20 protein-coding genes and 1 other annotated feature are annotated in these 19813 nt (G+C 42.4%); of the genes, 10 read left to right on the forward strand and 10 right to left on the reverse strand.

The genetic code is table 11. The annotated features are described in order from the left end of the window. Positions 1 to 85, forward strand: an 85-nt coding sequence (locus tag FFM78_RS14210) for an IS3 family transposase (protein WP_137637389.1), incomplete at its 5' end; no start/stop codon positions are given. A gap of 132 nt (positions 86 to 217) precedes the next feature. Then, positions 218 to 1105 carry a LysR family transcriptional regulator gene (locus FFM78_RS12625; RefSeq protein WP_137638755.1) on the forward strand — a complete coding sequence of 296 codons (888 nt, stop codon included), beginning with the start codon at positions 218 to 220 and terminating at the stop codon, positions 1103 to 1105. A gap of 2 nt (positions 1106 to 1107) precedes the next feature. On the opposite strand, the gene FFM78_RS12630 is transcribed toward FFM78_RS12625, so the two are convergent. Then, positions 1108 to 1866, reverse strand: coding sequence for a MerR family transcriptional regulator (locus FFM78_RS12630; RefSeq protein WP_137638756.1), 759 nt, complete (start codon positions 1864 to 1866; stop codon positions 1108 to 1110). Positions 1867 to 2063: 197 nt separating this feature from the next. Between FFM78_RS12630 and FFM78_RS12635 the strand changes: the two genes are divergently transcribed. The 5 genes from FFM78_RS12635 to FFM78_RS12655 all read left to right on the forward strand — a co-directional run bounded on the left by FFM78_RS12635 (position 2064) and on the right by FFM78_RS12655 (position 4943). Further along, positions 2064 to 2468, forward strand: a complete 405-nt coding sequence (locus FFM78_RS12635; RefSeq protein ID WP_137638757.1) for a VOC family protein — start codon at positions 2064 to 2066, stop codon at positions 2466 to 2468. Between the two features lie 120 nt (positions 2469 to 2588). Further along, positions 2589 to 2915, forward strand: a complete 327-nt coding sequence (locus FFM78_RS12640) for a PadR family transcriptional regulator (protein WP_137638758.1) — start codon at positions 2589 to 2591, stop codon at positions 2913 to 2915. Position 2916: 1 nt separating this feature from the next. Beyond that, positions 2917 to 3243, forward strand: a complete 327-nt coding sequence (locus FFM78_RS12645) for a DUF1048 domain-containing protein (RefSeq protein ID WP_137638759.1) — start codon at positions 2917 to 2919, stop codon at positions 3241 to 3243. Between the two features lie 20 nt (positions 3244 to 3263). Beyond that, positions 3264 to 4181 (forward strand): ABC transporter ATP-binding protein, encoded by a 918-nt coding sequence (locus FFM78_RS12650; protein WP_137638760.1) that lies wholly within the window; start codon positions 3264 to 3266, stop codon positions 4179 to 4181. 3 nt (positions 4182 to 4184) lie between these two features. Continuing rightward, the gene (locus tag FFM78_RS12655) at positions 4185 to 4943 is read left to right on the forward strand and encodes an ABC transporter permease (protein ID WP_137638761.1); all 759 of its coding nucleotides are present in this window, start codon (positions 4185 to 4187) and stop codon (positions 4941 to 4943) included. A gap of 108 nt (positions 4944 to 5051) precedes the next feature. Here the strand turns inward: FFM78_RS12655 and FFM78_RS12660 are convergent, their stop codons facing one another. Next, complete coding sequence (locus FFM78_RS12660) at positions 5052 to 6041, reverse strand: zinc-binding alcohol dehydrogenase family protein (protein WP_137638762.1); 990 nt, start codon at positions 6039 to 6041, stop codon at positions 5052 to 5054. A 132-nt stretch (positions 6042 to 6173) separates the two neighbouring features. Further along, positions 6174 to 8144 carry an N-acetylglucosamine-specific PTS transporter subunit IIBC gene (gene nagE / locus FFM78_RS12665; protein WP_137638763.1) on the reverse strand — a complete coding sequence of 657 codons (1971 nt, stop codon included), beginning with the start codon at positions 8142 to 8144 and terminating at the stop codon, positions 6174 to 6176. A 276-nt stretch (positions 8145 to 8420) separates the two neighbouring features. Here nagE and FFM78_RS12670 point away from each other — a divergent pair, with 276 nt between their 5' ends. Next, positions 8421 to 9560 carry a helix-turn-helix transcriptional regulator gene (locus FFM78_RS12670; RefSeq protein ID WP_137638764.1) on the forward strand — a complete coding sequence of 380 codons (1140 nt, stop codon included), beginning with the start codon at positions 8421 to 8423 and terminating at the stop codon, positions 9558 to 9560. 45 nt (positions 9561 to 9605) lie between these two features. Here FFM78_RS12670 and FFM78_RS12675 read toward each other — a convergent pair whose 3' ends face one another. The 7 genes from FFM78_RS12675 to FFM78_RS12705 all read right to left on the reverse strand — a co-directional run bounded on the left by FFM78_RS12675 (position 9606) and on the right by FFM78_RS12705 (position 16946). Then, positions 9606 to 9980: a PTS glucitol/sorbitol transporter subunit IIA gene (locus FFM78_RS12675; protein ID WP_137638765.1), complete on the reverse strand. Its 375-nt coding sequence runs from the start codon at positions 9978 to 9980 to the stop codon at positions 9606 to 9608. Positions 9981 to 9997: 17 nt separating this feature from the next. Beyond that, entirely contained in the window at positions 9998 to 11008 is a 1011-nt protein-coding gene (gene srlE / locus FFM78_RS12680) for a PTS glucitol/sorbitol transporter subunit IIB (RefSeq protein WP_137638766.1), read from the reverse strand. A gap of 82 nt (positions 11009 to 11090) precedes the next feature. Continuing rightward, positions 11091 to 11657, reverse strand: a complete 567-nt coding sequence (srlA, locus tag FFM78_RS12685; RefSeq protein ID WP_137638767.1) for a PTS glucitol/sorbitol transporter subunit IIC — start codon at positions 11655 to 11657, stop codon at positions 11091 to 11093. 1 nt (position 11658) lies between these two features. Next, entirely contained in the window at positions 11659 to 12147 is a 489-nt protein-coding gene (locus FFM78_RS12690) for a transcriptional regulator GutM (protein WP_137638768.1), read from the reverse strand. Continuing rightward, positions 12147 to 14006 (reverse strand): BglG family transcription antiterminator, encoded by a 1860-nt coding sequence (locus FFM78_RS12695; protein ID WP_137638769.1) that lies wholly within the window; start codon positions 14004 to 14006, stop codon positions 12147 to 12149. The genes FFM78_RS12690 and FFM78_RS12695 overlap by 1 nt, the downstream gene beginning before the upstream one ends. A 47-nt stretch (positions 14007 to 14053) precedes the next feature. Beyond that, the gene (locus FFM78_RS12700; protein WP_137638770.1) at positions 14054 to 14857 is read right to left on the reverse strand and encodes an SDR family oxidoreductase; all 804 of its coding nucleotides are present in this window, start codon (positions 14855 to 14857) and stop codon (positions 14054 to 14056) included. Positions 14858 to 15662: 805 nt separating this feature from the next. Beyond that, on the reverse strand, positions 15663 to 16946 hold the full coding sequence (locus tag FFM78_RS12705) for a pyrimidine-nucleoside phosphorylase (protein WP_223877088.1): 1284 nt from the start codon (positions 16944 to 16946) through the stop codon (positions 15663 to 15665). Positions 16947 to 17331: 385 nt separating this feature from the next. On the opposite strand from FFM78_RS12705, the gene FFM78_RS12710 reads away from it, so the two are divergent. Both FFM78_RS12710 and FFM78_RS12715 read left to right on the forward strand, forming a co-directional pair. After that, a complete protein-coding gene (locus tag FFM78_RS12710; protein WP_137638772.1) occupies positions 17332 to 18528 on the forward strand; it encodes an SAM-dependent methyltransferase in 1197 nt (398 codons plus the stop codon). A 95-nt stretch (positions 18529 to 18623) separates the two neighbouring features. Next, positions 18624 to 18860 (forward strand) — a binding site (T-box leader). Between the two features lie 66 nt (positions 18861 to 18926). Next, positions 18927 to 19718, forward strand: coding sequence for a 2-keto-4-pentenoate hydratase (locus FFM78_RS12715; protein WP_137638773.1), 792 nt, complete (start codon positions 18927 to 18929; stop codon positions 19716 to 19718). Positions 19719 to 19813 lie beyond the last annotated feature (95 nt).

Genomic DNA, 19813 nt, shown 5'->3' on the forward strand with positions numbered 1-19813 from the left:
CTATAATAATAAAAGAATTAGAACAAAACTGGCCGGAAAAACTCCGGTTCAATACCGAAATCTTTCCGACCAGTTAGTTGCTTAAAATTTACTCCAATTTATGGGGTTCAGTTCAAACGCTTTTTTTAACACTCTCTAGTTTACCAGCGTCAATAATTGCGAACAAATCGGGTTAGGCTTATTATTATTCCTAAATGGACTATTGGAGGTATCGGCAATGAATCTTGAAGACTTACAGGCTTTCATTCAGATTTACCAGACGAAAAATATTTCTCGCGCTGCTGAACAATTAAACATGACCCAATCAGCTTTATCCAAGCGTTTACACGCCATTCAAAGCACCGTTGGTGTCACCTTAGTCAGCACGCAAAATCGGCGGCAGCTCAAGATCACGGAGGCCGGTAAATCCTTTTATCGCTACGCTAAATTGATCACGACCCAGTACGGGCTGATGCAAACTGAATTGCAGGAATATCAAACGCTTAAACGGGGCAGTTTGCTGATCGGGACCGTCCCGATTCTGTCGCAATACGGGCTAATGCAGGCCTTAACCAAATTCATGGCCGATTATCCGCAGATCAATTTACGCCTACAGGAACTAGAGGGCGATCAGTTGATCGAAAAATTGCAAACCAACAGCTTCGATATCGCCATCGTTCGTGATCTACAAACGGATCACTTAAATAAGTCTTACCAAAGTGAAAATCTTTACCGTGATCAGTTAATGGTTATTTTACCGGTCGATCATCCATTAGCGCAAAAAAAAGAAATCAGCATGACTGAATTAGCTGATTTCGAGTTTACTTTATTACCACCAGGTTCTGGTGTCTATGAGCAGGTGATCAGTTTGTGCGAACACGCTGGCTTCACGCCTAATGTGCGGTTTGAAAGTACCCACATTGAAACGATCCTGAGCGTCGTCGAAAATTCGCAGCAAGTCACGCTGCTATTTCAACGTTCGGCCGCACCCTTTATGACTACCAAGCTGAAGCTGCGGCCGTTAACGACCCCCATTTTTAGCGAACTACAATTAATTTCACCGCGCCAGCCGCAGAACGCCGCGCTCAGTCAATTCTTACGCTACCTACGCGCAGCCGTCCAATGATTTTAATCGTGAGCATAGTGTTGAATGATTCGGTTGAGCCAGTCCGCCGCTTCCGGTGAGTGAGCGCCATTATTGTAGTATCTGGCAAAACGCGGATCATTGACGTACATTTCACCTAAACCGCGATGAGCGGCAGCGGAATAATTGACCCATGAGTAGCTGAGCCATTTTTTATGGAGCGTGAAAACTCGCCGTGCGGCTAAACTATCAAGCTGCCGACTAGCAATCACTTCCGCTAATGTTAGCAGCAATTCGGTATTAGTCTGTTCCATCGCCGCCATTTCAGCGGCGGTTAAATTCAAATATTTTTGATTACTTTGCGCGATTGTTTCTTCATCATACTTGGCGTTAATTTCTTCACCGTAGTTGGCTTCATTGGTTACGATCTGTTCAGCTTTAAAAGCCGCAAATTTTTCTTGGTCGGTCATTGTAGTAACCCCTTTCTGTGTGTCCAATACCTGATCCAGCGTTTGCAACAAACGCACTAAACGCGCCTGTTCATGCACGATCTTGGTACGCTGTTGGCGCAATGCTTGCATACGCATTGCCGCTGGCTGCTGAATAATTTGCTGGATCTGGTCTAATTTCAACTCAAACAAGCGGAAGAAGCAGATCTCCTGCAATTGATCAACTTCCGCTGCACCATATAGTCGATAGCCATTTGCACCCCGCTGTGCTTTAAGCAAGCCGATTTGATCATAGTAACGTAGCGTGCGCGTACTGACGCCAGCTAACTGGGCTAATTGTTGAATCGTGTACACTTGATCACCACCATTTTTTTATTTAGCAAATACGTCCTAAATCACTTGCTTATAAGTTAGCTTATCGGTTGACGTAACGTCAAGGTCAAGGCCTTTTTTCGCTTATGCACAAAAGTTTTTCTGTTAGCGCTGCTATGCTAAACTAGGGTAGTATTTAAAATATTAAAAAATAAGCCAGTTTAAGGGAGTGTGTTTACATGGAACAGGATCGGCCAATTTCATTTTTTAGTTTTCCCGGCACTGCTGCAGCTGCGGTGAACTTTTATGTGCAGCTTTTTCCCAATAGTGAATTGATCGAACTAACCTATTTCGGTGACGAGCAACCGGAATTGACCGGTAAAGTTTACAACGCCAGTTTCACCCTTATGGGGCAATCATTTTATGCCCTTGACTTCACACCGAAAGAAGCGCCGCCAGCCAGCTGGCAAACGTCACAATTCATTGAATTCAGCGATACCCATCTATTCGATCGTATTTTCACAACATTAGCTAGTTCAGGTCATGTTTTAATGGGTCCTGAGCCGATCGCCCAATTCGATAAAGCCGCTTGGATCACTGATCAATTCGGCATTACCTGGCAACTAGTTCATCGCGCTGCCTAATCTACCTTATCGTAGTCAAATTGACTACGATATTTTTTTATTCAAATAAGTTGACAGTGTCACTACTTCGTCATACTATGTAGTAGTACTCATTAATACAAAGTAGTGGGGGGTAGCAAAATGAAAATTTCGACGGAGCTGTTAAAAGGTGTCCTCGAAGGTATCGTCCTACAAAAAATTAGCACCGGCGAAACTTATGGCTACGAGATCACCAAATACCTTAACGAACATGGCTTTGAAGATGTCGTCGAAGGAACCGTCTACACGATTTTAATGCGGCTGGAAAAACATCAACTGGTGACAGTCGAAAAGAAAAAATCTAGTTTAGGGCCCGCACGTAAATTTTATCGTTTAAACGCAGCCGGTGAAGCGACCTTAGCCACTTTTTGGCAGCATTGGGCCTTTCTATCCACGCAAATGGCTAAATTACAAAAGGAGGACGCCTAATATGATCAATTATTTTAAAAAAATGCGGGCAGAAAAGAAAACTTACCGTGATTACCGCAAACGGGTCAACGCTTTACCACCAGCATTTAAACAAGCGCAGGTCGCTTTAGAAAAGTACCTCATGAATTGGGCCAAAGGTAGTGGCATTTACGACATATTAGGTTCAGTCCTAGAAATGTTCGAAGCCGCCGCGGCCGATGGCTCCAGCGTTGAAGATGTCGTCGGCGCTGATATCGCTGATTTTGCCGATGATCTGCTCAGTGAATACCCTGAAGAAACTTGGCTCGATAAAAAACGCAATCAGTTACGGCAAAGTTATAAAAAATAGTTAGACAAGGAGGGCCCACCATGCCGAAAATCATTACCATTGACCGAATTCAAAAACAGTTCAAGGAACAAAAAGTCTTGACTGGTGTCAGTCTCGATGTCACTCGTGGCAGCATCTACGCCTTACTTGGCGCCAACGGTAGCGGCAAAAGCACTTTGCTGAAAATCATTACCGGATTACTTGATGCAGATGCTGGTGCAGTCACCGTCAACCAACTAGATGTCAAAAAGGATCTACGCAAGATCCAGCGTTTATTCAGTTTTAGTGCACAAAATTCAACCGTCGATGATGTTTTGACTGGTAGCGAAAATTTAGTTTTGATTGCTAAGCTACGGCATATCAAACAACCACAACAAGTGGCTAATGATCTTTTGGCACAATTCAAATTGACCGCGGCGGCTAATAAACGCGTTGCTGACTATTCTGGCGGAATGCGGCGGCGGTTAGATCTGGCGATGAGTTTAGTCGGCGATCCGGAGATCCTGTTTCTCGATGAGCCGACTACCGGGTTAGATCCAGCAAGCCGTAACGATTTGTGGCAAGCGATTCGTGGTCTAAAACAGCAAGGCAAAACGATTTTCTTGACCACCCAATATCTAGAAGAAGCCGATCAACTAGCGGATGAAATTGGTTTTCTCGGTCAAGGAACGATCATTGCCAGTGGCACACCGGCAGAAATGAAACACTTAGCTGGTCCCGAAAAAATGACGTTAGTTTTTACAACGCCAACCGAGGTAAATCGTGCGGTTCCAGTACTACAGGCGTTTCGACCACAAACACTTGATGAAGTAACCTTAACGGTCGTTTTAACTAAAAGTGTGACAACTTCATTACAAATTTTATCGCTTTTAACTAAAAATGACTTGCAGCCAGTGAGCTTTCAAGTCACCGCACCCACTTTAGATGACGTCTTTTTACAATTGAATAAGGAGGCTTAACTTATGACCTTTATCAGTGATACTTTTACCCTCGCTGGACGGCTGATCAAGCACAATCTGCGTAGCCTAGATACGATCATTACCGTTATTTTGATGCCGATCGCGATGTTATTACTAATGGTTTATTTGTTTGGTGGCGCCATTCAAATTGATGGTGTTAGTCACGCTGAATATGTGAACTACGTTTTGCCTGGAATTCTATTGATGACCATTGCCACCGGTTCAGCCTATACGGCACTCCGAATTAATTTAGATAAAACTTCTGGTATGTTTGATCGCTTCAAAACATTACCAATTTCAAAATCAGCAGTTCTAAATGGTCAGGCAGTAGCTTCAGTTATTTTCATGTTAACATCTACTTTGATCGTTTTGGCCGTTGCTTTCTTGATCGGTTTTCGTAGCAAAGCCTCAATCAGTGAATGGTTGCTGGCCTTATTACTCATAGTTGGCTTTGCCATCGCCGTTACTTGGCTATCAGTCCCCTTTGCGTTGGCTGCCAGTAGCATTGATGGTGCCAGTGCCTTTTCCTATTTAATTTTATTACTTTTATTTGTTAGTTCGGCCTTTGTACCAGTAACTGGAATGCCAAAGGTTGTGCGTATTTTTGCTGAAAATCAACCATTGACTCACGTTATCCAAGCAGTACGCCAATTATTGACCACCCAACCGATCGGCAATCATGGTTGGATCGCCGCAGCCTGGCTGATCGGTATCACCCTATTTTCTTATTTGATCGGTACACTAATTTATCGCCGTGTTTAAATAGTGTTCAACAAAAAATCCCTGCTCAACCTAAAAACGCCTGCTGAAAATTAAATTCAGCAGGCGTTTTTTACCGTCAATATTCAGGCCTGATACTGTGACTGAACGCTAAACGGTCAAAGTAATCTTACCCACATTGTGGCCTGTTTTAAGTAATTCACTAGCGGCGTTTAAATTGCCGGCCGTCAGCCCTTGATAGGTTTTAGTTGTGATCGAACGTAAAGTACCTGCATCAAGTAAGGCCGCAACTTGTTTTAGAATTTGACCTTGGCTGGCCTGACGATACTGGGCTAATGATTTAGTAAACATGAACTCCCAATCAAAAGACAGCGCCTTATTTTTCAAGGCGCCAATATCGATGGGCCTTTGCGTACCAACGATCGTGCCAATATGACCGAAAGGCTTAGTCAATTCAACTAAGCGCAGCAAATAACTTTCGATACTGTAAAATACCGCAATCGCATCAAATTGATCGGCCGCAAACTGCGCTAAACTGTTAGATTGACCGGCATGATAATCAACGGGAAAATCAACTCCGTGTTGTTCCAACCAATCAAAATTACGCGGACTGGCAGTGGCATAAACCGTCAGGCCCGCCCATTTGGCCAGCTGACTAGCCACTGAGCCGACCCCACCGGCGCCATTGACCAACAAAACTGATTTACCTTTATTCGCTCCTGCTTTCGGAATAAAATTAAATTTTTCAAATAGTAATTCGTAAGCCGTTAAACTAACCAAGGGAAAGGCAGCTGCTTCTGTTGCAGTTAAATTAGTTGGCTTTTTGGCAACTAACCGTGCGTCGATCAATTGTTCAGCTTGAAAACTGCCGTCACGGGCAGTTGTCCCCGCATAATAAACTTGGTCGCCAACCAAAAAGTCCTTAACTGCCGCGCCAGTTGCCAATACAGTGCCAACACCATCAAAACCAAGAATTTTAGGAGCACCAGCTTGATAAGTGGCTAATTTTTTTAAATCAACTGGATTGATCGAAACCGCCGCTAATTGGATCAACAAGTCGCGATCTTGAGGTGTTTCCTGAGCCTTAGTACCAGCAAGAAACTCACTTGTACCAACTTCAATTGTTTTTATTTGGGTCATTATTTAGTTCCTTTCTTAATTTAATATTCGTGCTTATGCTTAAAAATATAGGCCGCTAACAGCGTAAGGTCAAGCATTGTGCCTATGAAAAAGGATGCACCTAAGATTTGTGGTGCATCCTTAAATTCACGATCACTTTGTCGTTACTTGGGCTAACGGTGCATTTAATTGCACTTTTTCTGTTAACGGCGCAATTTTCAAGTAGCCGACATGATCCATATTAGTCAAAATCACCATCATTGTGGTCGCTTTCCCAGCGGCCTTAATTGCTGCCAGGTCAACATGAGCAACCACATCGCCATGATGAACTTCTTGATCCATAGTAACTGTAACGTCAAAAGGAACACCGTTTAATTGAACGGTATCGATACCCATGTGCAACAGGATTTCTAAACCAGTAGCCGTTTTAAAACCTAGTGCATGCTTAGTTGGAAAAATAGAAACTACTTTAGCATCAACTGGCGCAACGATCGTACCACTTTCTGGTTCAATAGCAAATCCGTCACCTAACATTTTCTGTGCAAAGGTTGGATCACTGACGTTTTCGATCGGCATAAAACGACCTGCCGTAACACTGTATAAGGTTTCGGTCACACCAGCAGTGAGCGAAGCAGCTGGTACAGCGGGTATAGGTGCATCAGACCTTGCCGGCAAGGTCACTGGTGTGCCAACTTGTTGTAACTGTGTTAAAGCATCCGCTACAAACTGGACCTCAGTACCAATGATCACCTGTAAATTAGTCTTATCCAGAATATTGATTCCAGCAGCACCAGAAGCCTTCAACGCATTTTGATCGATCTTACTGGTATCATTTAATTGGAGCCGTAGCCGGGTAGTACAATTGTCGATCACTTTAATGTTGGCGGCGCCACCGATCGCCGCGTAGATTTTTTTAGCAGTAAGTGAATATTTATCGTCAGCAGCCGTTACGGTGATCGTTGTAGCATCATCAGCCACCACTAACTCCCGGCCAGGCGTCATTAAATTAAATTTTTTGATAGCGAAGTCAAAACCAAAATAATAGATCACCGCCATGACTAATCCTTGTACGATCAACATCAACGGCTGATTAGCAATTGGCACTTTTAAGCTAAGAATAAAATCGACCAGGCCACCACTAAACGTAAAGCCAGCCGTCCAGTGCATCCAAGCGGCAAAAGCAAGCGATAAACCGGTGAAAACTGCATGGATCACGTATAGCGGCCAAGCAACAAACATAAAAGAAAATTCCAATGGTTCGGTGACCCCAGTAAAAAAGGAAGCGAAACCTGCTGCTAACATTAACGACGCCGTTTCCTTTTTCCGTTCCGGCAACGCATTACGGTAAATTGCAAATGCACCGGCAGGCAAACCGAACATCATAACTGGGAAAAAGCCGGCCATATACATCCCAGTCGTACCACGTACCCCTTTACTAGCCCAGAAATTACCGATATCATTGATCCCAGCAACATTAAACCAGAATACAGAATTCAGCGCTTGATGTAACCCGGTGGGAATCAACAAACGATTAAAGAAACCATAAAGCCCGGCGCCGACAGCCCCTAGGCCAACAATAAATTTACCAAAGGCAACCAGGGTTTGATAAATTGGTGGCCAAATAAATAATAAGGCTAATGAGAGCAACAACATAACTAAGGCGGCCATAATAGGCACTAAACGTTTGCCACTGAAAAAAGAAATTGCCATCGGTAACTTAACATTATGGAAACGATTATACATTGTTGCCGCAACTAGTCCAGCGCTAATACCAATAAACACATTGGCCGGAATTGCTGCAAATGCTGGATCGACTTTACCGGCAGTGGTTCCTAGCAAAGTTGCAACCTGAGCAGGTGCTAAAACATAAGTAGGTACAATAAACGCAACTACACCGGCCAAGGCAGCCGAACCATCTTTGTCCTGCGCCATTCCTAATCCGAGCCCAACGGCAAATAGTAACGCTAGGTGGGTTAGGATCGCATTCCCGCCAGATTGCAGAAACTGCGCCGCTGCCCAGTTAGCCGGTAGCCAATGACCAACACCGACCAATAAAGCTGCCGCGGGTAAAGTCGCAACTGGTAACATTAACGAGCGACCCATACGTTGAAAATAAGTTTTCATAGCAAAGCCTCCATAATGGCAATATCGTATTGATCAGCAAAAATCAAGCGCAAAAATATAGCTATACCAATTATATAATGCTTGCTTTTTTAGTTGTTGATTAGTACGTAATCACAGTATACCAAAAAGTTAGCCTTACATTTTCAGAAAACGTTATCTTTCATGAATTACTTATTAAATAAAGGTTTCACTGCTTTTGTTGTATTTTAATTAAATAAAACGATAGTTGCTGACTAAAAAGTTAGTTAGCAAAATTAGAAATGAGGCCTTTTGCGCATGACGCAAGTAAATAGTCAACTTAACTTAATGCAACAATTCAGCCAATTACTTAACTTTTCCTTTTGTGAATTTACGGCCAATGGTCAATTGGTTACGCAGGTTCAACGTGATATGGCGGTTACCTTAAATTTGGAACAAGTGCAGCGCCAACTGGATTTATTTAGAACGGAACAACCACAATTATTTAGTGTCAATCATTGGCGTTTGTTGATTCTTTACCTACCTAAAATAACTAACCAACATTGGAACGGTTTTTGGTTATGCTTTATTTCTTTGGATACACCGACAATTAACCACACTACCCGTGATAAGGATGCAACACTTAAATTGGCCGCTACTCTATACTTAGCACTGTATCACCGCACAACAACCGTTAAAACACGGTTAACACCTAAGCTTGATGCTCTAATTGCAGATTATTCGCTACGTGACCTTTTATTGGAAGAATTAAAAACCAACGAAGTGACCCACTACCGTAATATGAATAGTATCTATGAACAAGAAAAGTTATTTTTAGCCGCGATCAGTGCGGGTAATCTAAAACGCGCCGAAAGCTTAGGCGATCAGTTGTTGGCGACTCCAGAATATATTGGCATGTTAAGCAATGATCCGCAGCGCCGTGTCAAAGAATTCATTATTGTCACGGTGGTGATCGTCACCCGTGCCGCCAATGCCGGCGGTGTTCCTTCAGGAGAATCTTACTTTAAAGGTGATAAATTGATCCGCAAAGCTGAAAAATCCGTTAATTTAGAGAATTACAAAAGTTTCACTCAGCAGATCATCACTTATTACACCCAATTAGTACAGCATTACCGCCAAAAGAATTTACCCACCGCTGTTTATCAAGTAGAACAATATTTGCAACAACACATTTATCAATCACTCACAGTTGAACAAGTGGCAGCGGCGCTCCAACGACCGGCTGCCACCTTATCACGAACGATCAAACAGAGCACTGGTTTATCACTAAAACAATTTATTTTACAGCGCAAAATCACTGAAAGTCGCTATTTATTGCAATTTTCTCAGCGTTCGATCCAAGAAATTGCGACCTTACTTAATTTTGCTGATCCCAGCCATTTCACCCGAGTTTTCCGCCACTATACTGGTCAGACCCCTTCGCAGTTTCGGCATTAAATACCACTCAAAGTACCCAAAAAGCGAGCTCAGCGGCTCGCTTTTTTAAGCTAAAATTTGAATTTGACTACCTACCTTGACTGCTGGATAATCCTTAGCCGCAACGTACATCGTACCAGCTAATTCTGGTGTTGCCGCGCCATTGAAAACTACAGAAATATGGCCTAAATTTCCTAGATTAGTTTGAACCTCACCACCAACTGCCGTGATCTGATAGGTTTGTTGGTCGATCATTAAGGTCATCCCTGGGACAATCGGTTGTTTGATCGGCACCACATCGATCAAATAACAAGACGATCGTAACGCATCCGGCGCTTCCTTACCGAAAAAGATCATCATATTGATCGCCGCAAAATCCTTGGCTTCACCACCAATTTCATTGACTTGTGTTTTAAAGACAACTGTTTTTGTTTGATTCATGGTAACTCCTCCTCATATTATTTTGCGTATAAACCAAAACTAGCTAGCCAGGCTACTAACACCCGGGGTACACCATTAATAAATCGGGAATACAGAACGGATGGTACACCAACTTCAACTGTTTTAGCATCAGCTTCCTCTAAGCCTAGACCAACGGGGATGAAATCACAGGCGTTTTGCGTATTGATAGCAAATAGTGCAGGTAAAGCATATTGTGGCGCAATATTACCTTTACCGATCTCTACCCCGATCAATGTGCCCACAACTTGACCAATAACGGCACCGGGGCCTAATAAAGGTGATAAGAATGGTAAAGAACAGACAAAACCGATCACACATAAACCCACAACATTACCGGCTAACGGTGACATTAACTTAGCGAAGATTTTACCGATCCCAGAACCTTGAATAATCCCAATCAGCAAAGCAACAAAGGCCATAAAGGGAATGATCGTATTGATCACAGTTTGAACTGAATCTTTAGCCGCCTGGTTAAAGGTCGAAACAACTCGACCAGCGCCGATACCGATTTTCGCGATAAAGCTTTTATGCTGCAATTGTTCAGTAATTTTTTTGTTAGGGTCAAATTTTGGCTTGTCAGTTGTCGCTTCTGGTTCAGTTGTAGCCGTTTCACTTGTGCTTGCTTCTGGTGCATTATCATCGACCAAACTAATTTGGTTATCACCTACTGCGGAAACGTAGATCTCCGGATGAATAAATTGTTGTAAAGGGCCACTTTTACCAGTTGGCAATATGTTAACCGTGAGAATACCTTTCTTAGGATAAATACCACAGCGCAAGGTGCCGCCACAGTCAATAACCGCTAAGGCAGTTTCCTCATCTGGAATTGCTGTTTTAAAACCATCAACGGCCTTCATGCCAGTTAATTGCTCGATTTTATCAACAATACTGGGCCGTTCGCCACCAGTGACGTAAATAAATTTGTGTTTCGCTTCCGTCGGGGTGATGGTCAAGGGACCACCATACCCACCACTACCCTTAACGATCCGAATACTGTGCCAACTCATTATTAATGCCCCCTATGTTTATTAGACTAAATTCAATATTTAAAAGTATCCTTGCCAAGCAGTCACACCTATTCAACACACCTTAGGCCGCTTCTGGTTTACTACTAATTTTGACTTCTTTTGATAACGTGACCCCACTGGATTTGCAGACGTAAGCCGTGGTGAAATCAGTGACCCAACCACCAATAAAGTTCATGACCAAACCAACTAACAAATAACGCATGGCAAGGTCCATGGTATTCAAGCCTAATTTTTGAATACCTTGTGCGATCCCCATCCAGATAAATAATTCACCAGGATTAATATGCGGAAAAACCCCGTTACTAGTGTGATTAAATTGCGCCATTGCTGCATAATAACTGGGCTTGTAAAACTCAGGCATAAAACGACCTAATGTGAAGGACATCGGATTACCTAACATAAAAGCAGCTAAGAATGGCAATAGCATATAACGCGTCAAAACATTTCGTGACGATGCTTTGGCAATTTTTTCCATTCGTTCTTCACCTAAAAAGGCAATGATCGTGTTCATTAAAACTAATAAGAGCAAGACAACGGGTACAATTGAAGACATCCAACCAATAAAGGTTTTCGCCCCGGTTTGAAATAAATTCATAAATCCAGAAGCAAAGTCTGTAATATAATGCATATTAGCTACCTACTTTCTTTAAATAATGGCCAAACTGACGTATCCGACCGCGCATATAGGTGACGAGTGGTAAAGCAAAGAAATTCGTTTGACCACTAAAATCACATTCATCCAATTGACCACTATGGTACTTGATCAAAGTTTGATAGGCATTTAGCAAACACTGCCGGACTAACCGCGGTTCTTGCTTTAATTGCCGATAATCCGTAGCTAATTCTAAAAATGATTGCCTATTAAAGCGAGTGATCGTTTGGAAGCGGGCAAAAATAGTAACCCCTTTCATTAGTTGGCAAGCGCGAACCACGCCATTTTGATCTAGCGCGATCAATAATAACGTGCCCGCTTGGAGGCGCTTAGGATTCCGACCGATCAGCACTTTCCCCTGATGCCGCAGAGTTTGATAATGCTGTGCAAAGTTACGAACTTGCAGAAAGCCTAGACCCGCCTGCAATATGAAAGCACCAAAAATACCTAAAATAATAATCAGCATTAAATCCCCTCCGTTAGTTGTTCAATTGGCTGATCTAGCCGATAATGCAACAGATTCTGTAACACGCTTTCTTGCCGAACCACACTGAAAATAAAATCATATAATATATCGAGAATTCGATTCATATGTTGATCTAAATGCTGCGGTATACCTAGCAAAAAGATCAAACGTACCGAGCGTTTATTAACGGTTAACGGTTGTGGCAGAATACCGATCTGTAGAAAAATTGTTGCTGGGATCACTTCATTGATCGTATGGGGTAAGGCGACACCGTTTTCAAACAGGCTACTACCCTGGGCTTCCCGTTGATGCCACCTATTTTTAAAACTAGGTGCCAAATCACCTTTGGCTGTAGCTTGATCGATCATTTGATCAACGGTGGCCTGATAATCGGCCTGTGGCGTCAAATAACTGATCTGCAGTTGGCAATCTTGCGCAGTAATCGCTCGGTGAACCAAGGATAACGTGATCTTAGTGGCCAACTCCTCAGTTCGAAATAAATCATCAATGCGGATCACTGGAATCCGGTTAGACCCAATATCCAATGGTCGATCCGAAAAAATCAGCAAATACGGTAAATCATTTTGTAATAACGTTGTCATATCGGTGACCGCCACTACTCTGATCTGATCAGCGAAGACTTCCGCCAATTGCTTCTGCAAAAAACGCCGTGCCCCTAAACCAATGTTGCCAACAATGGCGACTTGTTGTGCAGTATGTTGCTGCTCCTGCACATCATCTAAAGCTAATTGAAAATAAACGGTTAGGTAATTGGCTTCCGCCGTTGGAATGATTGTTCCCAATTGTTGTTCTAAGGTGCTTATAGTGATCAAAGCTAATTCTGCAGCTACCGGATAATTTTTAATGATCTCATTGGTGAAAATTTCACTAGCTGGTAGATTGAATAAACTCCGATAACATAAGAAAAGCAAATGGTACTTAACTTGTGTGTAGAATTCGTGATAATCAAGTTCCACTTGAAGATGTAACTCGATTTGGTGCTGTATTCGGTGCAATAACACTTGATTTTCAACTAATTGTCGGTTGACTAATTTTGGATCTAACAGTGGCGAAAATTTTAAATTAGCGGGAAAACAAATGAAGTCCACTTCTACTTGAGTCAACACAACATGGCGTTGTTCGGCTAATACTTGAAACAACTGTTTCCAAGCTGGTGTAAGTGCCACTAAATTATGATAATGTGCAACCTTCAACTCAGGCCGGCGACCATTTTGCCATAAACAACTCAAAACGGCCACTAACTTGGCTAGTTGAGTCCCCACTGCTTGGTCAGTGATTCCTGTTTTTACTGCCGCTAAGGCCTGTTTTACGGCTGACGTTAATGGATAATTAGTTGCAAAATAATCGTAAGTTTCGTTTAGCAATAATAGCGGCAATTGATAGGCCTGTTGGAATATTAATTTGATGCCGTGATTGGATTGGGCGACGATCTCCGCATCATACAAGCGTAATGTTCGCCGCAATTTTTCCAGATCCTTGCTAAGCGTACTACGACTGATCATCAGTGCATCAGCGAGATCATCCTGCACAACGTAATCTTGTGCTGCTACTAACTGCTGGATCACATAGGCTTGGCGCTTTTCGCTATCATTGAAGTCCAATGATTCCCGTAAATAGCCAGCCTGTAGTTGACTTAGGCCGCGGTAATCACTGACTTGCAAATAGTAACGCCCATGCCGTGCCTTGATTTGCCCTACTGCCTGAATATTTTCATTTAATTGTGCGATCCGCTTTTGCAAAGTTTTCTGGGAAATGTTTTCACTAGCCATCAATTCGGCGCTAGAAATCGACTCACGAGTTATAAATCGCTTCAGTAAACGATAATCTTGATTGTCCATTTGCTTCACGCCTCATTTCTAATAAATTAATTTTCTTAGCTAGCGACCTAGCCTCGCGATTTACCACCGGCAACGTTAGTCGTAACGCCAGTAATGTAACTTGAACGTCCAGACAAGTAGTAGCAAACTAGATCAGCAACTTCAGATAAATGACCGCTACGCCCAAGTGGTGTTGTAGTCGTACTCTTATACCCCGCCCGCAATTGTTCAACGGTTTTATGGCGCGTATAGGCTAGCGCTTCTTCATAACTTGGCGTCCGTAACCCCGTTGCTTCCATAATTCCTGGCGCGATGCCAACAACTCGCACGTTATATTCACCTAACTCTTTGGCCCAAGAACGCGTAAAACCATTAATTGCACCTTTGGTTGCGGAATAAACACTTTGACCTTGTGAGCCTTCCAAACCGGCTTCCGAAGACATATTGACGATCACACCTTCATGCTTATGCACTAAGATCCGCCCAACTGCTTGGCTCGTTAAAAAAACACTTTTTACATTAACTGCAAACATTTTATTAAAGGCCGTTTCAGTCAGTTCATACTGCCCTTTTGGCTGCTTATCATCCACTAATAGCCGCGGTAAATTGATTCCAGCGTTATTAACTAAACCATCAATAGTACCAAATTTAGCTACCGTTTGTTCCACTAAGGCTTCAACAGCTTGTGGGGAAGTCACATCAGTTTGAACAAAGGTTAAGTTTTTAGCTTTGAATTCACCAGATTTAAGATCGGCATTAATAACGTTTACATTCTGAGCCACAAGCTCTTCAACAATCGCATTACCAATCCCGGATGAACCACCCGTTACAATAATCGTCTTACCTGCAAGATCTAACCAATTTTCTGACATATTTAATTGCCTCCTTGTTTTCTATACTTACAGCATATAGAAAACGCTAACAATCATTAAGCTGGTTATTTGCGGGTCGCTTTGAAAAAACGCAAGTGAATTAAAACAAACGAAATTGGTATGTCATTGGATCCCTGTTTTAATCGTTGTTTAGTATGAATGGTCTATCTTTAATCCAGCTTTAGTATAACTAGAATCATTAGATCAGTAATAGAATAAAAATGTCTAAAATAGAATAAAAACAGCAATTCTAACAATAAAAATAGTGTTTACTTTCACAAGTAAGCACTACACGCTAAGTCTTTATTTTTTCGTTGTAACTTATTATCACCGCATTAAAACGCATCTCCCAGTCTGCCATCAGTTAGGAATTAGTAACTCAATACCTAACGCGAGTATTGATAGTAGAAACGCTACAACCGCACCCAATTAATTTACGATTGCCCGATCCAGCTATTAAAAAATTAACATCATGAAAATAATCTATAAAGCATTGATCGAAATTTGCGCATCGTACCCATCTTTAGCGTTCATAATTTTACTGGTTAACTACTGATACGTTGCTAAGATTGCCGCAACCACGCACCTCGATTGGTGATAACCTGTTTGTCCACGTTGGCCAATAAAATTCAAGTATAACAACTAGCCGATGTTCACCAAAATCAATGGCGGTAGCACCATAAATTACTTACAATTGGTGGACAACTTAGGCTAGTCTGCCATTAAAAAAGTCCAGCATAAGTCCGTAGACTTAATACTGAACCAGTGTAAAGGTGCCTTATTTCTTAATTAGGCCAAATACTTCTCAATCCGTTTGTTCAATGGCACTATCAATCACATCGTATAATAAACGGTGTTCTGGTGCTGCGTCCGCAATTGTTGCGGCCTGTTGACCTAATTTAAGGGCTGGCTGAATATCCGCTTGCGCACTATAGATCGTTGCCAAGGCTTCACCGGCCTCAACCGAATCGCCAATTTTTTTATGCAAAATAAAACCAACACCCGCTGCATCGCCTAATAAATCACGTAATTGCCGTAACTGCTTCATATCCCATGCCGCAACGTAACCGGAACGTGGTGCTCGTGCCGTTGCATTAAATTCTGCTGTTGGTAATGAATCAGGTTGCTCTACAATGCCCGCGTCACCACCTTGGGCTACGATCCACTCGTGAAATTTTGCCAAGGCTTGGCCATTTTCCAAATTGGCGCTTAATTGTTCACGCGCATCAGCGGCTGTACCTGAATAGCCCCCCATCGTCGCTAATTGAGCCCCTAACGATAATACTAATTCACGTAGATCAGCAGGCCCCCCACCTTTCAAGGCCGCAATAACTTCACGAATCTCCCAACTAGCACCGACTGCATCTCCCACTGGCTGGTTCAGATCAGAAATTACCGCTAACGTTCGCCGTCCAACTTCTGCACCGACCGCAACCGCTAATTTAGCAACCTGCTGTGCTTGGACTAAGCTTAAGCAATCATTACCCGTTTTAATATCTACTACTAAAGCATCTGCACCAGCTGCAATCGCTGAGCTTAACAACCGACTAGTCAAAAGCGCCGGTACCTGAGCAGTATCCGTTTCCACCTCTAACTGTGTGAACTGCTGTTGCAGAGGCGCTAACTCGGCAACTGGTGTAGCCGCAACTGCGTTTACCTGCTTCAAAGTTGTCACAAATTCATTAGCAGCCAATTTGGTCCGTAATTGTGGAATTGCAGCTAAACGCAGCAAAGGACTACTGAACGTACCTGCTAACGGCGTTATCACTTGCAAAATGGGTACACCCAAACTGGCAACTAAAGGCAGCAAAATTAAGCTAGTTTTATCGCCTAGACCATCAGTGGATAGCGGTGTCACCTTGATCCCCGGTAAATCACTGAGATCATAAATACCCCCAGAATAGGCCAGTGCCATGGTTAAATCAGTTAGTTCCGCCGTAGTTGCCATATCATGGTAACTAAATGTATCTAGAAAAGCCCCCACCTGTGCAGTCGTCATTTCTTTGGCGATAATTGCTTTCGTAATAAAAGTAATTTCTGCGGTCGTCAGTTTTTCCCCACGACGACGCTTATTAATTAAATCAAGCACTTGCAAATTAATTAGCCTACCTTTCTTACTTCAAGGTTCAACGATAAAAAAGTAACTTCAACACCTAAAACTCAGATCACCTTTGAAAAGGTATTGTTGCTCGTCTGCACACACTAACGACAAGTATTTACTGACAAAAACCAGCTTGCAACTAAGTTAAAATCTAGTTAATTCAAGCTATAGTTGTTTCCGCGCAGACACACCAATCAAACATATCTGAAACAAAAAGAGCATAACCTACCAATTTATCTACTATTCTGCTAGCAAGTATAACATTTTCAGGAAATAATTTCTGCAACTTACTTATCAGCATTTGAAAATAAGCGTATACTGTTTTTATGCTTATGAAATATAAGCGTTTTTTACGAGAGGAAGGATAGTTTCAATGCTTGAAAAAACGTTCTATAAGACTCTTTTCGGTCATTCGTTCAACATTCCAGTCAAGGTTAATTATTGGGATGGCAAAAGTGCGGTTTATGGCGATGGTGAACCAGAAGTCACGATCACACTTAAAGAAGCGATCCCGATGAAAGAGATTTTGAACAACGCTTCGTTGGCTTTAGGTGAAGGTTACATGGATGGTAAGATCGAAATCACTGGCGGTCCTTACAGTATTCAGAAACTATTAACTGCAGCTTACGAAAATGCTGACAGCTTTATGCGTAACGCTAAATACATCCGCTTTTTACCAAAACAATCGCACAATGAAAAACACAGTAAGGAAGATGTCCAAAGCCACTATGACGTTGGTAATGATTTTTATCAATTATGGTTGGATTCAACGATGACTTACTCTTGTGCTTACTTCCTTACACCAGAGGATACCTTAGAGCAAGCACAAATGAACAAGGTCCGCCACATTATTAACAAATTAGACCCGCAATCAGGACGTACCCTATTGGATATTGGTTGTGGTTGGGGCACTTTAATGTTAACTGCGGCTGAAGAATACGGCTTAAAAGTGACGGGGATCACCTTAAGCCAAGAACAATACAATTACGTTCAAAAACAAATCACTGAACGTGGCCTACAAGACGTGGCCGATGTACAATTAGTTGATTATCGTGAATTAAAGCATGAACAACCATTTGATTATGTAACTTCCGTTGGGATGTTTGAACATGTCGGCCAAGAAAACTTAGCCTTATACTTTAAAACCGTCAGTAAGTACCTTAAGGACGATGGTGTAGCCTTGATCCACGGTATCACTCGGCAACAAGGTGGCGCCACTAATGCTTGGTTGACCAAATATATTTTCCCAGGTGGCTACGTTCCCGGCCTGACGGAAAACATCCAGCATATCATCGATGCCGGTTTACAAGTTGATGATGTTGAGCCTTTGCGGCGGCACTACCAACATACTTTAGAGATTTGGGATAAGAATTTTAACGCAAACATCGACGCAATCTCCAAATTAGAAGATGAACGCTTTATTCGCATGTGGGATGTTTACCTGCAAGCAGCAGCCGCTTCGTTTGAGTCCGGTAACATTGATGTTATCCAATTCTTACTCACTAAAGGTGCTTCTGGTAAATTCTTACCCATGACGCGTGATTACATTTACGAAAAAGAAATTAAGTAGTGCCCATAATTGCCCGCAACTTTAGCGAGCAATTATTTTTTTACCCTTGACAGATACTAAAATGGCGACTATATTAGATTTAAATTAAAAATAAATGAGTTACTAAGAAAAGGAAGAGTAATCGTTTCCGACTTGCAGCGAATTCCGTTAGGTGAAAGGGAATAAGTTAAACACGATGAAAATCGCCTTTGAGTTATGGGTCGAAATTTAAGTAACACCCATTGGCCGCAGCCATTACCCTGCTAGCGTATCGTGAATAACCGTACGTGATTAAGTTATTGTTAGTAATAACAGTAAGAATTTGGGTGGTACCGCGCCGTAACGTCCCAGAAATACAATTGTATTTCTGGGACGTTTTTTAGTAACTGATTTAAATCTTATTTAGGGAGATCTGCATTATGAGTGAAAATACATTAACCGTTCAATCCGCAACTGAAACTAAAGCCGCCAACGCCTTATACCAGGCATTAACGACGCAAAAACCGCTTAAAGCCAGCGATTGGGAAAAGGCCGTCCCTGATTTTGCTACTGCCTACCGTGTGCAGCATGCTTTTACCGAATTGAAAAAAGAACCTGTAGCTGGTTATAAAGTTAGCTTGACTTCTGAGGAAACTCAAAAAATGTTCGACTCTGACTCACCTTTTTATGGCGCCGAAACAAAATCGGCTTGGCTCAGCAGTCCAGCAACTCTACCACTCAGCGACTTAATGGATCCGTTGTTAGAGGTCGAAATGGTTTTCACGGCTAAGGAAGCCTTGCTGCCAACCGACACGCCAGAACAGTTATTGGCTAAAGTTGGTGTTGCTGCTGGTGTTGAACTACCTGATTCCCGCTTCAGCGATTGGTTTCCAGCACTATCTAAATACTTGGTTGTCGCTGATGGTGCCGTTGGCGGTCGCGTTGTATACACTGCTGACACGACAGATAAAGTAACGGTTGCCGATCTCGCCACGGTTGATTGTACTTTAACTCTCGACGGTAAAGAATTAGCAACTGGCAAATCATCTGAAGTTTTAGGCAATCCCCTTAATTCACTTAAATGGCTAGTAGGCAAATTAGCTGAACAAGGCGTTGGCTATCCAGCTGGCACTAAAGTTTCCAGTGGGACCTTCCTCTTGCCTCCACATTTGCAAAAAGGTCATTACGTTGCCCACTTTAGTAAGTATTTTGCTGATGTGGAAGTAACGTAAGCACCCAATAAACGACCGTAATCAAAAGAAGCGCTACTGATCCGAAACTTTTTGGTTCGAATCAGTAGCGCTGTTTAGTTTTAAATTAGCCAATG

Origin of the sequence: Loigolactobacillus binensis, assembly GCF_005405165.1 — a bacterium.
Classification (GTDB): Bacteria; Bacillota; Bacilli; order Lactobacillales; family Lactobacillaceae; genus Loigolactobacillus; species Loigolactobacillus binensis.